Source organism: Campylobacter sp. RM19072 (assembly GCF_024723485.1).
In the GTDB taxonomy this organism is placed as follows: domain Bacteria; phylum Campylobacterota; class Campylobacteria; order Campylobacterales; family Campylobacteraceae; genus Campylobacter; species Campylobacter porcelli.
Genome location: NZ_JANQCU010000019.1, coordinates 1 through 17,315, shown reverse-complemented (window position 1 = coordinate 17,315; position 17,315 = coordinate 1). Strand labels below are relative to the sequence as shown.

General features: G+C 34.7%; 16 protein-coding genes. All 16 read right to left on the bottom strand.

Annotated elements, in window-relative coordinates; all coding sequences use genetic code 11:
* Positions 1-443: 443 nt before the first annotated feature.
* Entirely contained in the window at positions 444-3,239 is a 2,796-nt protein-coding gene (locus CSUIS19072_RS07595; RefSeq protein WP_086293278.1) for a flagellin N-terminal helical domain-containing protein, read from the bottom strand.
* A 163-nt stretch (positions 3,240-3,402) separates the two neighbouring features.
* Positions 3,403-4,566: a hypothetical protein gene (locus CSUIS19072_RS07590; protein WP_086237180.1), complete on the bottom strand. Its 1,164-nt coding sequence runs from the start codon at positions 4,564-4,566 to the stop codon at positions 3,403-3,405.
* Between the two features lie 26 nt (positions 4,567-4,592).
* Complete coding sequence (locus CSUIS19072_RS07585; RefSeq protein WP_086237181.1) at positions 4,593-4,877, bottom strand: hypothetical protein; 285 nt, start codon at positions 4,875-4,877, stop codon at positions 4,593-4,595.
* Positions 4,874-5,914 carry a DNA cytosine methyltransferase gene (locus tag CSUIS19072_RS07580; RefSeq protein ID WP_086237182.1) on the bottom strand — a complete coding sequence of 347 codons (1,041 nt, stop codon included), beginning with the start codon at positions 5,912-5,914 and terminating at the stop codon, positions 4,874-4,876. Before CSUIS19072_RS07580 ends, CSUIS19072_RS07585 begins: the two co-directional genes overlap by 4 nt.
* Complete coding sequence (locus tag CSUIS19072_RS07575; protein WP_086293279.1) at positions 5,911-6,732, bottom strand: DNA cytosine methyltransferase; 822 nt, start codon at positions 6,730-6,732, stop codon at positions 5,911-5,913. Before CSUIS19072_RS07575 ends, CSUIS19072_RS07580 begins: the two co-directional genes overlap by 4 nt.
* Positions 6,729-6,989: a DNA cytosine methyltransferase gene (locus tag CSUIS19072_RS07570; RefSeq protein ID WP_086293281.1), complete on the bottom strand. Its 261-nt coding sequence runs from the start codon at positions 6,987-6,989 to the stop codon at positions 6,729-6,731. The genes CSUIS19072_RS07575 and CSUIS19072_RS07570 overlap by 4 nt, the downstream gene beginning before the upstream one ends.
* Before the next feature lie 101 nt (positions 6,990-7,090).
* The gene (locus CSUIS19072_RS07565) at positions 7,091-8,632 is read right to left on the bottom strand and encodes an inorganic phosphate transporter (protein ID WP_086293283.1); all 1,542 of its coding nucleotides are present in this window, start codon (positions 8,630-8,632) and stop codon (positions 7,091-7,093) included.
* Positions 8,633-8,683: 51 nt separating this feature from the next.
* A complete protein-coding gene (pdxA, locus tag CSUIS19072_RS07560; RefSeq protein WP_086293285.1) occupies positions 8,684-9,607 on the bottom strand; it encodes a 4-hydroxythreonine-4-phosphate dehydrogenase in 924 nt (307 codons plus the stop codon).
* Complete coding sequence (locus tag CSUIS19072_RS07555) at positions 9,594-10,361, bottom strand: pyridoxine 5'-phosphate synthase (protein ID WP_086293287.1); 768 nt, start codon at positions 10,359-10,361, stop codon at positions 9,594-9,596. The genes pdxA and CSUIS19072_RS07555 overlap by 14 nt, the downstream gene beginning before the upstream one ends.
* A gap of 2 nt (positions 10,362-10,363) precedes the next feature.
* A complete protein-coding gene (locus CSUIS19072_RS07550) occupies positions 10,364-11,194 on the bottom strand; it encodes an adenylosuccinate lyase (RefSeq protein ID WP_086237187.1) in 831 nt (276 codons plus the stop codon).
* Positions 11,195-11,246: 52 nt separating this feature from the next.
* A complete protein-coding gene (locus CSUIS19072_RS07545; RefSeq protein ID WP_086293289.1) occupies positions 11,247-11,966 on the bottom strand; it encodes an arginyltransferase in 720 nt (239 codons plus the stop codon).
* Complete coding sequence (locus CSUIS19072_RS07540) at positions 11,959-12,153, bottom strand: hypothetical protein (RefSeq protein ID WP_180381012.1); 195 nt, start codon at positions 12,151-12,153, stop codon at positions 11,959-11,961. Before CSUIS19072_RS07540 ends, CSUIS19072_RS07545 begins: the two co-directional genes overlap by 8 nt.
* Positions 12,154-12,156: 3 nt before the next feature.
* Positions 12,157-13,602: an acetyl-CoA carboxylase subunit A gene (locus CSUIS19072_RS07535; RefSeq protein ID WP_086293294.1), complete on the bottom strand. Its 1,446-nt coding sequence runs from the start codon at positions 13,600-13,602 to the stop codon at positions 12,157-12,159.
* 110 nt (positions 13,603-13,712) lie between these two features.
* A complete protein-coding gene (locus CSUIS19072_RS07530) occupies positions 13,713-14,873 on the bottom strand; it encodes a LegC family aminotransferase (protein ID WP_086242245.1) in 1,161 nt (386 codons plus the stop codon).
* Positions 14,860-16,032: a polysaccharide biosynthesis protein gene (locus tag CSUIS19072_RS07525; RefSeq protein ID WP_086293296.1), complete on the bottom strand. Its 1,173-nt coding sequence runs from the start codon at positions 16,030-16,032 to the stop codon at positions 14,860-14,862. The genes CSUIS19072_RS07530 and CSUIS19072_RS07525 overlap by 14 nt, the downstream gene beginning before the upstream one ends.
* A gap of 236 nt (positions 16,033-16,268) precedes the next feature.
* On the bottom strand, positions 16,269-17,315 hold a 1,047-nt coding region (locus CSUIS19072_RS07520), incomplete at its 5' end, for a flagellin (protein WP_337212211.1).

Below are 17,315 nucleotides of genomic sequence, written 5' to 3'. Positions count from 1 at the left end.
GATATGACTTTTTATAAAATAAAAATGCCAAACTGGGAAGGGGTTGGGATCTTAAGGGATAGGGGAAACTGTTTTGGCTTTCAAATTCTAGTTTCCCCTGTCCCTTAAAGAAAAGAATTTAAAAAAGTTTGAACAAAATTTTCGCAATAGTAAAACAACCTAAATGGTTGTTTTACGGCGAAAATTTGGAGTAAAAATCAAATTTAAAGCAATAAAAAACTCGAAGGAGTTTTTGGCTAAAATTTGGAGTATTAAACCTTTTTTTGATTTTATTCTAAACCTAACCTAGTCTTAAAAATAAAATAATCTATATTAATTTTCTTTTTAAGTGGGAAGGGGGACGCTTTTTTGGCAGTCGCTACCCCTTCCCCCTTAACAACCCCTAACCCCTTGAAAAAGCCTTTCAAGGGGTGGCTTACGCTACGGATTTTAATAGGGCAATCTTACATATAATTAAGCAAACTAATCTTACCAATCATTGATGAAGTTTGTAGCATTGCTTCAAATTGCAATAAATACTGCTTATACATAATCATACTCTCAGCCAAATCCGCACCCACTATATCATTTTTGACACTCTCTACATTGACATATAGCATACTAGCCCTTGTGCCTGAGCTCTCTAATACATTTGTATATGAGCCAATTTGCGTGTGGTGCTTATTGACATGGTCTTGGATATGATCTATCCTTTTTAAAGCGCCTTGGATACCAGTAGTTCTAGCGTTATTGCCATCTGGATTGCCCCTATAGCTACCATCTCTTACAGCTTGGATCATATCATCTAAATCTTTAAATATATCCACGCTTGGCTCATCTATATTAATCATATTATTAGCAGTGAAGTTAAATAGCGATCCGGCCACTGTGGAGTTAGCCTCTTTGCCAAATTCAGGCTTACCATCGCTAAAGCTTTCAAAAATCAAAACTTCTATATTTGATACAGTCGCACTCTTATCTGTGATTTGCATTTGACCTTTGTAGTTTAGCTCTACATTCACACTAGCATTAGCTGCTTCAATAGCTTTATTATAAGCCTCAAATCTAGCAGTAGCGTAATCTGTATTATTAATAATATTATCCTTGACCTTGCCTAGGGCTTCTTTTTTAGCATCTCCTTGTAATGGGAAATTTAACCCAGCTACGGCTTGGTCTATGGCTTGGTCTATTATAGCTTCTGTAGCTGGATCATTGACATTGGTTTTTATTTTTGTTTTAAAATCGTTAATATCTTGAATTGCTGCAGCTGCAAATAAATTCTGATCGCTTAAATTTTTTGCTACCGTATTACCAATCCTATCATCAGGCAAATTACCAGCTGCTACCATAGCTACTATATCATTTAGTTGTTTGTAGCTTATATCATCAGCTTTGGTTACTACCCCATCTGTGGCTTTAGTGGCTTCATTATACTTACCTAGCATTATATTGCCTTGATAGACTGGTACCGGAGTTGCAGCGCCTTGTGGGATTATAGGCGTTCCATCGGCGTTAGTTTCAGTGATGGTAAGCTGCGTAGCCTTAGGATCGCTAGCTGAGAGTGGATCAGTAAAATCTATTTTGACTTGATAATATTTGCCATTTTTAGATTTAATCTGCATTGTGATATTGCTATTTTCATTCTCTTGTAGATTAGCTCCGGCTACATCTTTTATCTTTGTAGTATCAGTGGCAAACTCATTCTTGCCCTTAACCACCTGAGATACTGAGCCTGTAAGGATATTATCCTTTTTCTCAAATTGTAATTTATTATAATCTGTAGCGTCATTTTTAGCCCCAACTATATCATTAAAGCTACTTTTGATAAATTCAGTTAGATAGACCTTACCATTTTTGACATTTTTCTCTATAGTCTCTAAATCGCTTAAAGCACTCACATCTACCCATGAGCCATCCTTATCCCTTACCTTGGTGCTAGACATATTTCTTACTTGATCTACGTCATTTGGGTCAAATGGTCTAAAATCATCAACTCCTATACCATTATTCCCTAAATCACTTAAATTTAGAGCAGATGGGTTATTGACATTTGGAACTACGGTTGTATTATTATTTGTAGTTACTTGTAATTGACCTTGAGCATTTACACTTATGGTATAGGCTTGATTGTTGTTATTATTTATCGCACTGATCTCTGTGATATTGCCATTAGCATCTCTTGTGGTAGTTACCTTATAATTTGCCGATGTGGCTGGGTCAATATTTATCTCAAAGCTACCTACATTGTATTTTTCTGTTGATTGCTGCGGAGTAAGCCCAAATAGATGAAGCTCGATCATTTGATTGCCATCTCTTACATCTTTTATCTCGATTTGACCGCTGTTATTCATAGTTACTTCTACTAGCTTATTCTTACCATCTTTGTCATTGCCAAGAGCGTAGCCGATATTATCTAGTAGGCTTTGGATAGATGAGTTTGGGGTCATAGTAATCTTAGTAGCAAATGTAGTCCCATCTGGCTTTCTACCTTGTAAGAAAAATGTGGTATCTTGACCACCTAATTTATCAAGACTAAAGTCATCGGTGCCTGGCTTATTAACCTTATTATACTCCTGACTTCTATAATTTTCGCCGATTAAATCCCTTAAATCATCTGTAAGCTCTACATATTTTACAGGCTCATCTGGGTGCTCTAGTTTATTATAATTATTAACCAAATTTACATTTGTTGTTATTATCCTATTATAGTCATTATCTGAGCCTATAAATAGCGATTTGCCATCTATATTATATTTAGCTGTTTGGTTAGGCCCTATAACAGCGTGGATAGTCTCGCCATTGCCATAGTAATTGCCAAGAGTATCTATAGGCTTAGTATCAAGTGCAGTTCCAGAAAATAGATATTGACCATTTATAGTGGTATTGGCTATATCGATTAAATTTTTCTTGATACCTTCTAGGTCGTTGGCAATAGCGTTTCTTGAAGTGGAGTCGTGAATATCATTAGCAGCTTGGATCAATTTGGTTTTAAACTCGGTTAATTTAGAGACAAAATCATTTAAGGCTCGGTCGCTATTTTTTGAAAATTCAGTAGCTTTTAATGTGGTGCTTTGGACTTGTTGAAGTAAGTTGCCCTCATACTCCAATCTAGCCGCATCAATATAGATGGCACTTCCTTCATATGAGTGCTGGATTTTAAGCCCTGAGCTAAAGGCTTGTTGGGATTGATATAAAGAGGTTGAGTTTTTTTGGTAGTTGTAGATATTGTTGAAATTCATAAGCTGATTGGTAATACGCATTGCACTTCTCCTAAAATTTGGAAGTTAAAAAGCAAATATCGTTCCGAAATTTAGTATATCTGCAAGGATATTTATAAACTATTAGGCTCTGTTATAATAAAGCATTGGTTTAATACAAATCAAAAATTTAAAACGGTTTTTTGTTTATTTTGTAGATATATATTTATTGAAAATCTAATGAGTAAATACTATCGATCCTTTTGTTAATAAGCGGTGTAATATCTTTCCCATAATTTTGTTCTATGATTTTATCTATTATTGTGAAATTAGAGAAGCCATCATTTGATGATAAACAATCTTTTGATATATAACGCCCAAGTGTTTCAGCTTCCACGATTACAATTTTATCTCCTACAATATCATTTTTAACACCACTTGCAAATTTTGGTGACACAACAATACAATATTTTGAGCCATTTTTTTTAATATGCAACATCAATCGTTTTGCATTTAATGATTGTGTAGCTTTACCACTTTTCTTTGCATCTACATTGATTTTGTAAGGAATAGTATCGTTTTCATTTAAAACGCCACATATAATGTCTGTATCTCCAGAGCCACTAATTATTTCACACTCTTTAATTTCTCTAAATAGCTCAAAGCTATCCTTAAGTGCAAATTCAAAATCTTTACCATCATTACTTCCATATTTTGATAAATGCAACATTTTATTAACAGTATTCATAATATCTAGTGCATTAAAATTTCTACACTCTAATGTAGCCATATATTTGAGTGGTGCTAATTCATACAACTCCTCTAGCCATTGACTTTTTAGAAAAAAGTCACTTTGAGAGCTTGGGACGTCATCAAATGAATATTTATCTAAAAGCAACGAAGCTTTTTCTTTTAATGTTTCTACTATCTTAATAAACCCGCTATATTTTTTATTTGAAGCGTAGCTATCATTGCGTCTTGAATTTGTGCCGTGAGCAAAATCAAAAAGTTGTCCACTATTATGGTTTTTATCTTCAACAAATTCTAAAACACCAAATTCTGCAAAAATATTAAAAAAGTAATATTTTAGTTCGTGTGTAGCGTTTGCAAACACATCGTTAAAATTATCAACGCTTTTAAAAAGTTCTAATTTATTAGCATATCCTAAAATCCTATATTCAAGAATTGAATTCACTAACTCATTATAAAATTTGTCATTTATAGTTTCTATAAACGGTAAAAACCATATACACTCATCAATAAAAAGCTTTTTTTCTAATCGTTCATCTAGCAATAGTTTTAAAATAAGTCTGCCAAAATATAATTTAAAATTACTTGGCGTTTTGCTATATGGTTGTGGAAATTGCATGGAAAATAGATTTATAAGCATTAGTTCTGCTTTTTCATTATTATTTTTTAGTAATAATTGCGTAGTAGCACTTGGTATAAATTTATTATTTTTTTATACCCAAACATATAAAAACACATTTGAGAAAATCTAACACCCATCGTGCTTAATGAACCATCTGCTGACCGCCCCATATAAAGACCATCATATCGTAAATTATCTTGCAAATTTTGACAATTTATTTCATTATTTTGCTTTTTTAAGGCATCAATATATGCCTCCATAAGTTTTATTGAACTGATATTTTTTTGTAAAATCCATTTATTATCTTTTGAGCGATTGAGATTTATCATTTTATACCTTTAATTATATTTTTACAAAACATAGGCGGTATTGCTTCACCTATTACGCTTCTTATAAGCGTTTCACTTGCAAAATCAGGTAAGTCCCAATCTGCTGGGAGTGAGCTAACAATAAATAATTCTCTTAATGTCAAAACTCTTGCATCACTATATGTGCCATCACTTTGTAAGCGACCCGGATGGACATTGTTATGACCGCCTATATTTCCACTATTTATTGCTCTTGTAGGAGCAGGTTCGTTCCATTTCATACGCTTATAAGTGTTATGAAATCCTATAATCCTATCTCCATTTTCTTTTTTAGGGTAGTAAATTTCATTTTTCATAGCAGATTTACCCTCTGCTGTGTGTTTTAAAGCTAATATATCTCTATTATTGTGTTTTTTTGCGTAATGCCATTTTAAATCACTTTTCTCGCCACTTTCCAATGATGGCAAATGCCCTATCGCTTCTTTTAAAGAAATTTCTTTTTGTGGTTTTGGATTATCCCATTTTAGAGATTTTTTCCAAATTTTAATAAAGCCTCTTGGGCGAGATTGTGGCACACCAAAATCTTTAGCATTCAATACAAAACTATCAATACTATACCTATCATTATATTTATCTTTAACAATATCAATAAGCTGTTTGAATTTGCCATTATGTGGAAAATATAGTTTTAAAAATTTTGGAACATTTTCGATTAAAATATAATCGAAATTACTACTATCGATTAAATCAAACACATAAAAAACTAGATAATTTCTTTCATCATTATCATAGTCTTTTTTTCCAAGCGAACTCATACCCTGACAAGGCGGTGTTGCAAGTAAAAATTTACAATCATTCTCTCTTACTAATTGCTGAATTTTGGTAAAATTATTACTTTCTTTTATATCGCCTACAACCATCTCACATTTTGGATATAACCATTTATAGAGTTCTGCTCTTTTAGGAAGTAATTCATTTGCTACTACTATTTCGATTCCTAAATTCTTTAAATACATTTCGGCTATACCTGCACTTGAAAATAAAGATAAACCTTTCATTTCGCACTAACCCTATTAATATTTTTACAGATTTTTTCAATTAGCAATGGTGGAACACCCTCGCCAACCATATGTCTTATTTGAATATCACTAGCAAATTTTGGAATATCTAAATCAGGATTTATAGAGCTTAAAATAAAAATTTCTCTTAATGTCAAAACTCTTGCATCACTATATGTGCCATCACTTTGTAAGCGACCCGGATGGACATTGCTTTGAGATGATAGGCAATCATTTCTCATTGTTATTGTAGGCGCAGGTTTATCCCATTCAATGCGTTTATAAGAAGCCATATAACCTTTAGCTCTTTTGCCATCTTTAGTTTTTGGGAAATATATTTCATTTTCAAAAGCAGAATGCCCTGTTGGTGTATGTCTCATAGCTAAAATGTGGGATTCTATATGCTTTCTAGCATTGTGATTTTTTATTTTTGAATGCTCACCACTTTCCAATGATGGCAAATGCCCTATCGCTTCCCTAACACTTACAAACCTACTATTTTTTTTAGGAATATTATAGGTATAATCTTTATTTGTCATTACAATTATCGCACGAAGTCTATTCTGTGGAATACCGTAATCGGCACAATTATAGACTTTCACATCAATATTATACCGCAGTGAATACCGAGAACGGATTATAAACTCTATGTTTTTAAAATCATTATCATATGGAAATAGCATATCTAAAAATCTAGCCACATTTTCAATTACTACAACTTTTGGCTTAATGCTATCTATAATATCAAAGGCTTCAAAAATCAAAAAATTTCTTTTATCTTTAAGCATATCTGCATTACTTTTATTTTTACCAATCAAAGATACGCCTTGACAAGGGGGGGGGTAGCTAAAATAAAGTCTATCTTAGCTTTTTTTGCTTCTTTTATAATTTCATTTTTAATTTCGCTTTGCGTAATATCGCCACAAATCATTTTTGAGTTTGGATGCCAAAATTCGTGTGTTTTTGCTCTTATGGGAAGTAACTCATTTGCCAACTTCATTTTAATATTACAATTAGCCAAGTTCATTTCAGCTATACCTGCACTTGAAAATAAAGATAAACCATTTAATGCCATTTTTACATTCCTTTCTAAACATTATAAATATATGCTACCATCAATGGCATAGCTTGGTCTATTTGTAATAAATCAATATTTAATTGCAACAAAGCCAACTATTATAATCCTAAAATATTTACAATAATTAAGAAAGCTACGGCTGAACCTATCATAGATACTGGAAGCGTTATCACCCACGCTAGACCAATTGGCTTTAGCATTCCCCAATTAGCATTGCGATTATATAGCCCAATGCCAAGCACCGCTCCTATCAAAACATGGGTTGAGCTAATAGGTAGCCCCATCTTAGTAGCGATTAATATAACTATACTCGCTGATAGCTCAGCACTAAATCCAGTCGTAGGCAAAATCTCTGTAAGCTTAGTCCCAACTGTAGTGATAACCTCTTTACCTAAAAACCATAGCCCTACCACAAGTGCCACGCCAAAAGTTACCATCGCAATTGCTGGGATTGCCGCAGTGCTATTTATGGCGTTATTTTTTAAAACATCTAAAATCGCAGCGAACGGACCAATGGCGTTTGCTATATCATTTGCCCCATGAGAGAATGCAAATGATGAGGCGGTAAATATCTGAAACCAGCCAAAAATTCTATTAATGCCCTTTTGTGGATTGTCCTTTTTCATCATATTAACAATAGAAAAGCTAACCAAATACGCCGCTGTGCCAATAACAAATAGTATCCAAATAGTCTCAATGGTGCTAAATTTCAAATTCATATGCTTTAGCCCCTTAAACAAAAGCGTAGATGAGATAATCATCGCAGCAGTTGCGGCTAAAATCGGTATATGAATTCTCATATATTTCATCGCGTCTATTAGCTTTTCTTGCTTTTTAAATTCCTTAATCTTCTCTCTAAATGGACTACTACTTACTACATCTTCATCATCGCTAATAGCGATATTTCTAAGCTCTTGAATTTGCTCGGCTTCACTCTTATTTGATAGCTCTTTTATATAGCTCTCTTTAAAGCTTCGTTTTTGAGCTTTGATAGCTTTGATTTGTGATTGTAGCTCTGTGCTTGGAGTGATAATCTTGGTTTTAATGTAGCCAAATACCATATAAGCAATCACCCCACCCATCACAGGAGATACTACCCAGCTAAGTGCGATACTACCAATGGAGCTCCATTTTACCATATCTAGAGTATTGCCATCATTATAATATATATATCCCATTATCAAGCTAGACCCCACGATACCGCCTACAATAGCATGAGTAGTAGATACTGGCAAACCCTTTTTAGTAGCGATAAAGAGCCAAATTCCAGAGCTCATAAGAGCTGAGAGCATAACCGCAGCAAAAATCATAGGATTGACATTACCACTATTTGGCAAGGTTACGATCCCGCTTCTAATAGTATTTGTAACTTCTGCTCCAGCAAATACAGCACCACTTAACTCAAATACAGCAGCTATTATAAGTGCTTGTTTAATAGTAAGAGTTTTAGCTCCCACGCTTGTGCCAAAGGCGTTAGCGACATCATTGCCACCGATATTAAACGCCATAAATAGACCAAAAATACTAGCTAAGATAAAAAGCAGTAGATGATGGCCATCTATATATCCATAACCCCAAGTAAAAAAAACCACTAACGAAATGATAAAAAGCAAAGCAGCAAAAAGATTATCTCGACCCAAGCAAACCCCCTCTAATCTCTTTTATTATAATTTTATTTTATCTTTTTCGGCTTAAATTTTTACTGAATTTAATGCAAATTTAATGGATTGTATATAACTTTTATTATCAGCTTTAGACTGATAGGCTATATCAAAAGCGGTGCCGTGATCGACACTTGTGCGAATGATTGGTAAATTTAAGCTTATATTAATAGAGCGGTCAAAATATAACGCCTTTAGCGGTGCTAAGCCAACATCGTGATAAAGGGCGATTAGGCGATTAGTTGATTTTAGAGAATTTGGTGTAAATGCCGCATCAGGCACAAGCGGACCTATAAAAATAGGCTTATTTAGTATATTATTTACCTCTTTTATAGCTCTTTTGATCTCAATCTCCTCTTTTCCGCCGATAGTTCCATTATCACTAGCGTGGGGATTAAAGCCTAGAACCCCTACTTTTTCAAATTTCGTAGAGGTGTAAAAATCGAGCAAAAATCGCTTAAGAGATTTAAATTTAATCTTTTTGCTAACATCTTTTAATGCTATATGATCGCTAAATAACGCTACATAAAGCTCATCACACCCAAGCATCATAATCGCATCACGCTTAAAATAGCTACTAAGTGCGTCAGTATGCCCTTTATATGGGATTTTAGCTCTTTTCCAACTCTCTTTATTTATTGGCAAGGTTACAAGTGCGTCTGCTTTGCCTTTGGCGGTGAAATTTAAGGCATTTTCAAAGCTAATAAATGAGAATTTACCGCTTTTTTTGCTTACCTCGCCTGGCTTTATCTCAAAATCATCGCCACACTCATATATATCAAATTCAGGCGGAATATAGCTATTTAAGAGCTTTGCAGCACGGCTTAATAGCTTGGAATTTATAAAATATATTGGTTTGCAAATTTGAATTATATCTTTATGGCTTTTTAGGGCAATCTCAATGCCAACGCCATTTATATCCCCTACGCTAATTGCAATTTTAGGCCTCATCAATCAGCCTTTTCATCTCTTTTATAGCTTGATCTAAACCCACAAATACCGATCGTGCTACTATGCTTTGACCTATATTTAGCTCAAAAATTTCTGGAATTTTAGCCATAAGCCCTACATTTTGGTAGTTTAGCCCATGACCGGCTGCGACTTTTAGCCCTATATTTTTAGCAAATTTAGCCCCAACCCTAATCCTATCAAGCTCAGCTTCTAAAGCCTCTTTAATATCCATATTCTCTAAAGATTTAATGCTAAATTTGGTCTTAGAGATATTAGAAAATGCCATTAAATAAGCATTAGCAAAGCTCCCAGTATGTAGCTCAATCGTGCTTACGCCTAGCTCTTTAGCTGCTTTTATATCATCTAAATTTGGATCTATAAACAAAGATACATCGATATTAGCACCCATCATAGCCTTAATCGCTGAAGGTAGCTCAGGGCTACTAAGGTTTAATCCCCCCTCTGTGGTTAGCTCTTGACGCTTTTCTGGCACTATGGTAGCGCGGTTAGGTCGCAAGCTTAAGACTATATCTGTAATCGCAGTTGCGCACTCTAAATTTACTGGAATTGAGCAAAAATTTATAATATTTTTCGCATCTATATCATCTATATGTCTGCGATCTTCACGAAGATGGATTGTGATCTGATCGGCCCTAGCACCAATGGCTAAATACATCGCATTTAATATATCTGGGTCATTTACCTGCCTTGCTTGTCTAAGTATAGCTATATGATCTATATTTACACCTAATTTCATATCTATCCTTGTGATTTTATAAAATTTTTTTGCTCTTGAAAATATGGTTTTAAGGCCTCATAAGCTAAGCCGATTTTTTGAAATTTATCTGTGTAGCTCTTTTTAATCTCATCTGATTTGGTCGCATTGCGATCTGGGTGGTAAATTTTAATTAAATTTAAATAACTAGCTCGAACTGTATCATAATCATCGCCCACTTCGCACCCAAGAGTGTGAAAGTGGTCTTCTAAAAGCGTAGCTAGCATAGTAAATTTGCGTTTATACTCTTTAGAGTTTAATGCGTTAAATCTGCGTTTGAAAAGCTCAAATTCATCTTTATTATAGTTGAAATTTACCGTATATTTTAAATGCTCTTTTATGTTTATTATATTTGAAAGGGTATCTATATCTTTTTGGCTTTTTGGGGTAAAAAATAGCCAATTTTGTCGCGGGAAATAGTCGCAATTAGCATCATTAAATCCACGCATTAGATATTTTGCAAATAGCTCTTCGCTATTTTTAAGATCAAATAAAACTTTAGAATCTTCAAATTTAATATCTATATCTATTAATATTTGTAGTGAAGTTGGATTTTTATATATTAGCTTAATATTTTTATGATGAGTAAGCCAAAACTCAACCCCACTTCCAACGGTTTTTCTATATAAATTTGCTATAAATTTAAGTAGATATTTACGCTGGATTAGTTCATTTTCATTATAAAATATAATAATTCTATCACGAGTTCCAATCACATTAGCAAAGCTTTGGCGTATTTTATAGATAAGATTTAGATATAAATCACAATCATCAGTTACAATAGTAATTGACTCTAATGTCTGTGTAATCTCCATTTCAAGCCCTATAAATTTATTTTATATTGCTGTTAAAGCAAATTATGTTCCCCTAAAGCCAAATCGCCGTCTCATCAAGCTCAGAGTAATCTTGTAAAATTTGATATGGTTTATAGTCGCTTTTATACTCCAAGCTTTCGCAACCCTTGACATAAAATCCTAGATATATCCATGGCAATTTATGTGCTTTTGCTATTAAAATTTGATTTAAAAGCGAGTATTTCCCAAGGCTCAAATATGCATAATCCGTATCCCAAAAGCAGTAAATTGAGCTAATGCCATCAGCGGTAATATCGATAAGATCAACGCAAATCAAGCTATCGCCATCATAATAATCCACCTCAAAGCCAAACTCCCCAGCACCATCTACATAGACATCAAAATATCGCTCATAATCCATCTGATGATACTTCCAACCACGCTTATTTTCCATAAATTTATGGTATTTTTCATATAAATTTATATGCTTTTGGCTTATGTGTGGGCGAGTTATGATAGCTTCTATTTTAGCCTCTTCATTCTTGCGGATTACTCGCCTTAGGCTTTTGGTGAATTTGAATTTATCCGCATCTATTCTTAGGCTTTTACACTCACTGCATCCATCGCAAATTGGCTTGGAGAAGTATTTACCAAATCTCCTATATCCATGCTCTACCAAAGCGGAGTTGTAATCATAAGAAGCATTAAATATATATTTATAGCTATTCCTAGCCATTTTTCCCTTCAGATACGCACATGGCGTATCAAGGGTGCTAAACTCAATCTCAGTCAAGCTTTTTAATATCCGAATATTTGATGAATTCCATAAATTCATCTCTTAATCTAGCTTCCTTATGGACTGGGTCTTCATCAAATATATCCTTAATCTCATCTTTATTTGGATTTGACTGCTTTAGCGTGGCTTTTTGCTCTTTTAGCATATTGCCTTTTATCTCTTTTAAACTATCTAAAAAATCCATCAATTATCCATTTTCTCTACTAGATTTTACCTTTTGGATCGCTGCAGCTATGGCTGCGATTACCTCTTCTTTGTTCTCTTGGTTGCTATCGTGGGTATTTTCTAATATATCTTGAAGTCTCTCTTCGATATAGCTAGTATCAAAAAATCCGCGTCTAAAATGCCTTCTTTTAGATATTGCTAATAAAAATGGTAGCGTAGTCCTAACGCCTTCAATAGTAAATTCATCTAAGGCTCTCTCAAGCTTGCTTACAGCTAAATCATAACTTCTAGCTTTTACAATTAGCTTAGCCACAAGTGAGTCATAAAATGGCGGTATAGAGTATCCTTGATACATATGGCTATCTACCCTTACACCAGGCCCTAAGGCTGGGAAGTAGCCAGTTATCTTGCCAGGGCTTGGGATAAAGTTTTTCCACACATTCTCAGCCGTAATCCTAGCTTCTATAGCCACCCCTTGTGGTTTAACCTCGGTTTGGTCTATATCTAGTATCTCGCCTGCAGCAATGCGAATTTGTCTAGAGATGAGATCTACTCCTACTATCTCTTCAGTTACGCCGTGTTCGACTTGAATTCTAGTATTCATCTCCATAAAATAAAAATTATTATAATCATCTAATAAAAACTCAATCGTCCCCGCATTAGTATATCCTACAGCCTTAGCTGCTGCTACTGCTGCTACGCCCATTCTTTTGCGTAAATCCTCGCTGATAGTAGGACAAGGTGCTATCTCGATAACCTTTTGATGGCGTCTTTGGATAGAGCAATCACGCTCACAAAGGTGGATTAGATTGCCATAATTATCACCTAAAATTTGAAACTCAATATGTCTAGGCTTGACAATGAGTTTTTCCATAAAGACCTCATCGTTATTAAAAAACGCCTTAGCCTCCCTTTTACAACTCTCATAGCTACTTTCTAAATCCGCTGGATCCCACACCTCTCTAATGCCACGACCGCCGCCGCCGCCGCTTGCTTTTAAGATAACTGGATAGCCGATTTTTTCAGCTTCTAATTTTATAGTTTCTATACTCTGCTTATTTAACGCCTCAGTCCCTGGCACGACTGGAATGCCATTTTTATTCATTAAATTTCTAGCGATATTTTTATTTCCCATCTTTAAAATTACTTCAGATTTTGGCCCTATAAATGTAAGTCCCGCATCTTCAACCATCTTAGCAAATTCATAATTTTCACTTAAAAATCCATACCCTGGGTGTATCGCATCAGCCCCACAAGCCTTAGCCACTTCTACAATTCTACTAGCGTCCAAGTAGCCTTTTATCGGATCTTTGCCTATCTCATACGCCTCATCAGCGACCTTGACATGGAGTGAGTCTTTATCTGGCTCTGTGTAAATAGCTACATTTTTAATATGTAAATCCTTACAAGCCCTAACGATTCTAACAGCTATTTCGCCACGATTGGCAATTAAAATTTTATATATCATGAAGTTACCTTTAAAAAAATTTATTGATTTTAGCTAAATTTGGATATTTTTTAGCTAAAAATAGAAAAATAAATTTAAATTTTAAATAATGCGTTACATTAGCTTAGCCATCAAGCTAAATTTAACCTAACTCCGCTTGGGATATTTACTATCCTATCAGCTAGATATTTGGCATTTTTATTCTCATCTTTTATGCAGTTTTTATACATATCTAGCTCACTTGTTAGTCTCCACGCTGGACGCATCATCACTGATTTTTCATTAGCATATTTTAGCAGTTCATCACGACTATTTTTATCATCTAAGATAATACCCATTAGCCAGTAATTACTAAGGCAATCCTTAGGCTCATTAATAAATTTTATCCCCAAGCTATCAAAAAATTTAGCATATTTTTGAGCTAACTCCCTTTTGTCTTTTAAATATAGATCTAGATTTTCAAGTTGAGCTTTTAGCAATCCAGCGTTTAAATTTGGCATTCTGTAATTATATGCGATATAATCGTGATTATACTCATATGGGTGGGGAACTTTGGCTGTGGTGCTTAGGTGCTTAGCCATTTTAGCCATATTCTCATCATCGCTTATTAGCACTCCACCGCCACCGCTTGTAGCTATCTTATTACCATTAAACGAAAACACCCCAGCAAGACCAAATCTACCGCTATGAGTGCCCTTATACTTGCTACCTAGGCTCTCAGCTGCATCTTCAATCAAATTTATCCCCCACATATTACAAATTTGAGCTATCTCATCTATTTTACACACCATTCCAAATGTATGCATAGGCACGCAAGCACTTATAAATTTATCGCTATTTTTGTTATAGCATTTACCATCTTTTTTAATGCAGTTTTCATCTAAAAATTTACTTAAGCTACTTGGGCTCATTCCCATCGTATCCATATCCACATCTACAAATACCGCACTAGCACCAGTATAACTAATCGCATTTGCCGTAGCTACAAAACTCAAAGGCTGAGTTATCACCTCTTCACCAGCCCTTACCCCAGCACATATCAAAGCTATATGTAAAGCCGCCGTGCCACTACTCATAGCCACAGCATATTTAGCCCCTGTTATCCTAGCCATATCCCTTTCTATATCAGTTACAAACTGCCCCACACTAGAGACAAATCCACTATCTATACACTGCTTTAAATATCTCATCTCATTGCCAATGAATTTTGGCTCGTGTAAGGCGACGCTTTGGGCTTTATACTCATCTTTTATAAATTTAATTATCTTTTCATATATCTTACATCTTTCCATCTAAGTATCTACCCTTTTCTATATGATTAAACTCTGGCAAAACTTTTATAAATTCCGCCATTATCGCACTTTTATCAAATTTAGAATTATCCATCATATCTTTGATATTTAGCTCAAACTCACGCAATCTATCGCTACTTATATCTATATCATTTTCTATCACGCCAATGCTTTTGAACTTATCTAAATTCAATCTCTCATCACCGGTATAAAACTCCTCATAATCCTTCTCCCCAGTCGTATCACTACTACTAAATAGACACGCCCACTTGCCACTTCTAGATAGCTTTCTAGCCTTAGCTCTAGCCTCGCTCTCATCTTGGCAAATATATGGCTCATAGCCTTTAAATCTCAGATATTTCACCGCTATATCACTAAATTTAATCAAATTTAGTCTCTCATCTAATTTAGGGAAAAATATCTCCCTATTACCCCCAAAAATCGCACTTAATAAGCATAGCTCCCCACTCTCTTTAGGCGTTATGAAGTATCTGCGGACATCATTTGGAGCGACAATTGGCTGGAGCTTTTTAATCCTTTGCTCAAACCCATAAAGCAAACTCCCATCACTAAATGCTACATTAGCAAATCTAGCCATACTAACAGGAGTTAAGCTTGATCGCATAAAAGCAAACATCTCCATAATTCTCTTACTGGCCCCCATCATATTAACAGGATTAGCAGCCTTATCACTACTAACTGTAAAATATCGCTTGGAGTGCTTCATTATCTCATCGCTATTAAATATATTTGTCTGGATTAATCTCATTAGCGTGTATGGATCCTTTTCACTCCTTACATGCTTTAAAGCACTTAAATTTAATACATAATCATACTCATTTGATCTCATAAACTCAGCAAATATCTGCGACCCAGCATCAATAGCATATGTAGCAAATCCACCGCTAATATACCCATAGCTACTTCTAATATCACGCACTAGCTCTACTAGATTATTCTCGCTGATATCCACCACATCAAGGGCTTTTGGCTCTCTAGCAAAAATCTCTTTTACCACCGCTTGACCGATACTTCCAGCACCACCTACTACTAAGAATTTAGATCTACTTATAATGCTCCTTAGCTCATTATCTAAATTTGCCATATCAGAGCTAAAAAGTGGCTCATCTCTACCTATAAGGCTTAATATATCTATCATTGCTAACTCTTTTTGATTGTGTTATTTTAATTATAGCTGAATTTAAAAAATTTTAGAAGTGTATTTTACCCCTAGTCTCCTAGGGATAAAAAGGACTTGTAAAGTTTAATGAGTTTTGTGCGAGTTTATCTTAATCACTCTCCTAACGACCGCACACCGCAAGCAGAGTTAAATCTTATTGCTATTTATGCTTTTAATACTAAATAAAGTAAATTTAAAAGCTTTTAAACCACTATTTATTGTAGTAGTTTTAATATATTTTGTTGAACAGCATTAGCTTGGCTCATAGCGTAGCTACCACTTTGAGCTAGGATATTGTGCTTAGAAAATGTCGCACTCTCACTAGCAAAATCCACATCCCTTATCTGACTTTCAGCTGATTTGACATTGACTTGGGTAACTGTGATATTATTAATAGTAGCGATTAATTGATTTTGGACTGATCCTAGATCAGCTCTAATCTTATCTAAAGTCTTTCTAGCACTCTCAGCCACATCTGCCATAGCTTGAGCTCCACCATAAGTATTTACACCACCAGCTTGATCGCCCCAGCCACCACCAGCTGCCGAAGCTCCACCATTAAAATACCCCATTGCTTTAGCCAAAGTTGCACTTATTGTTCCAGAGTTCATATATTTTAAATTTACACTAGCTTGATTATAAGCATTTGAAGCTATAGAAGCTGCACTTATCATAGCTCCACCATCTGTAAATCCAGACATAGTAGATAATCCATCTATACCTATCTTAATATCTCTAGCATCTTGGCGAATAAATGTAAGAGAACCCATAAATGCCACGCCACCACCAGCAGAACCATTAGAATAACCGGTAGTATCGCCACCCATAAAGCTTGCTCCAGATAGAGCTCCAATCCTAATAGCTCTACCATCTTTAGCGGCTAAAACCAAATGACCATTTTCTATACTTGCCTCTACTCCAGTTTCATCTTTTTTAGCGTTGATAGCTCCGATTAATACATTATCGCTATCATTAGCTTTAATCGCAACATCCCCGATTGTTACTCCGTTGATTGTAAGGTTTTTAATAGAGCCAGTTGATACAGCATCACTAAAAATTTGAGTATTATTAACCTTAACTTTTACACCAGTTAAATCACTTACCCCATTCATCATCTCAGCAATTGCTTTAAAACCCTCTGTTTGCATTGTATCTGAAACAATTTGTTGAAAAACATATCCATTTGGATAGCCATCAATACCGCTAAGTTTTATAGAAAATTTACTAATAGCTGAAAAATGAGATATTACGACATTACATAC

What these genes read in the sequence shown, in the direction of transcription:
- CSUIS19072_RS07595 (WP_086293278.1), bottom strand. Translation starts at nt 3,239, where the DNA reads ATGCGTATTACCAATCAGCTTATGAATTTCAACAATATCTACAACTAC.
- CSUIS19072_RS07590 (WP_086237180.1), bottom strand. Translation starts at nt 4,566, where the DNA reads ATGCTTATAAATCTATTTTCCATGCAATTTCCACAACCATATAGCAAA.
- CSUIS19072_RS07585 (WP_086237181.1), bottom strand. Translation starts at nt 4,877, where the DNA reads ATGATAAATCTCAATCGCTCAAAAGATAATAAATGGATTTTACAAAAA.
- CSUIS19072_RS07580 (WP_086237182.1), bottom strand. Translation starts at nt 5,914, where the DNA reads ATGAAAGGTTTATCTTTATTTTCAAGTGCAGGTATAGCCGAAATGTAT.
- CSUIS19072_RS07570 (WP_086293281.1), bottom strand. Translation starts at nt 6,989, where the DNA reads ATGGCATTAAATGGTTTATCTTTATTTTCAAGTGCAGGTATAGCTGAA.
- CSUIS19072_RS07555 (WP_086293287.1), bottom strand. Translation starts at nt 10,361, where the DNA reads ATGAAATTAGGTGTAAATATAGATCATATAGCTATACTTAGACAAGCA.
- CSUIS19072_RS07550 (WP_086237187.1), bottom strand. Translation starts at nt 11,194, where the DNA reads ATGGAGATTACACAGACATTAGAGTCAATTACTATTGTAACTGATGAT.
- CSUIS19072_RS07540 (WP_180381012.1), bottom strand. Translation starts at nt 12,153, where the DNA reads ATGGATTTTTTAGATAGTTTAAAAGAGATAAAAGGCAATATGCTAAAA.
- CSUIS19072_RS07535 (WP_086293294.1), bottom strand. Translation starts at nt 13,602, where the DNA reads ATGATATATAAAATTTTAATTGCCAATCGTGGCGAAATAGCTGTTAGA.
- CSUIS19072_RS07530 (WP_086242245.1), bottom strand. Translation starts at nt 14,873, where the DNA reads ATGGAAAGATGTAAGATATATGAAAAGATAATTAAATTTATAAAAGAT.
- CSUIS19072_RS07525 (WP_086293296.1), bottom strand. Translation starts at nt 16,032, where the DNA reads ATGATAGATATATTAAGCCTTATAGGTAGAGATGAGCCACTTTTTAGC.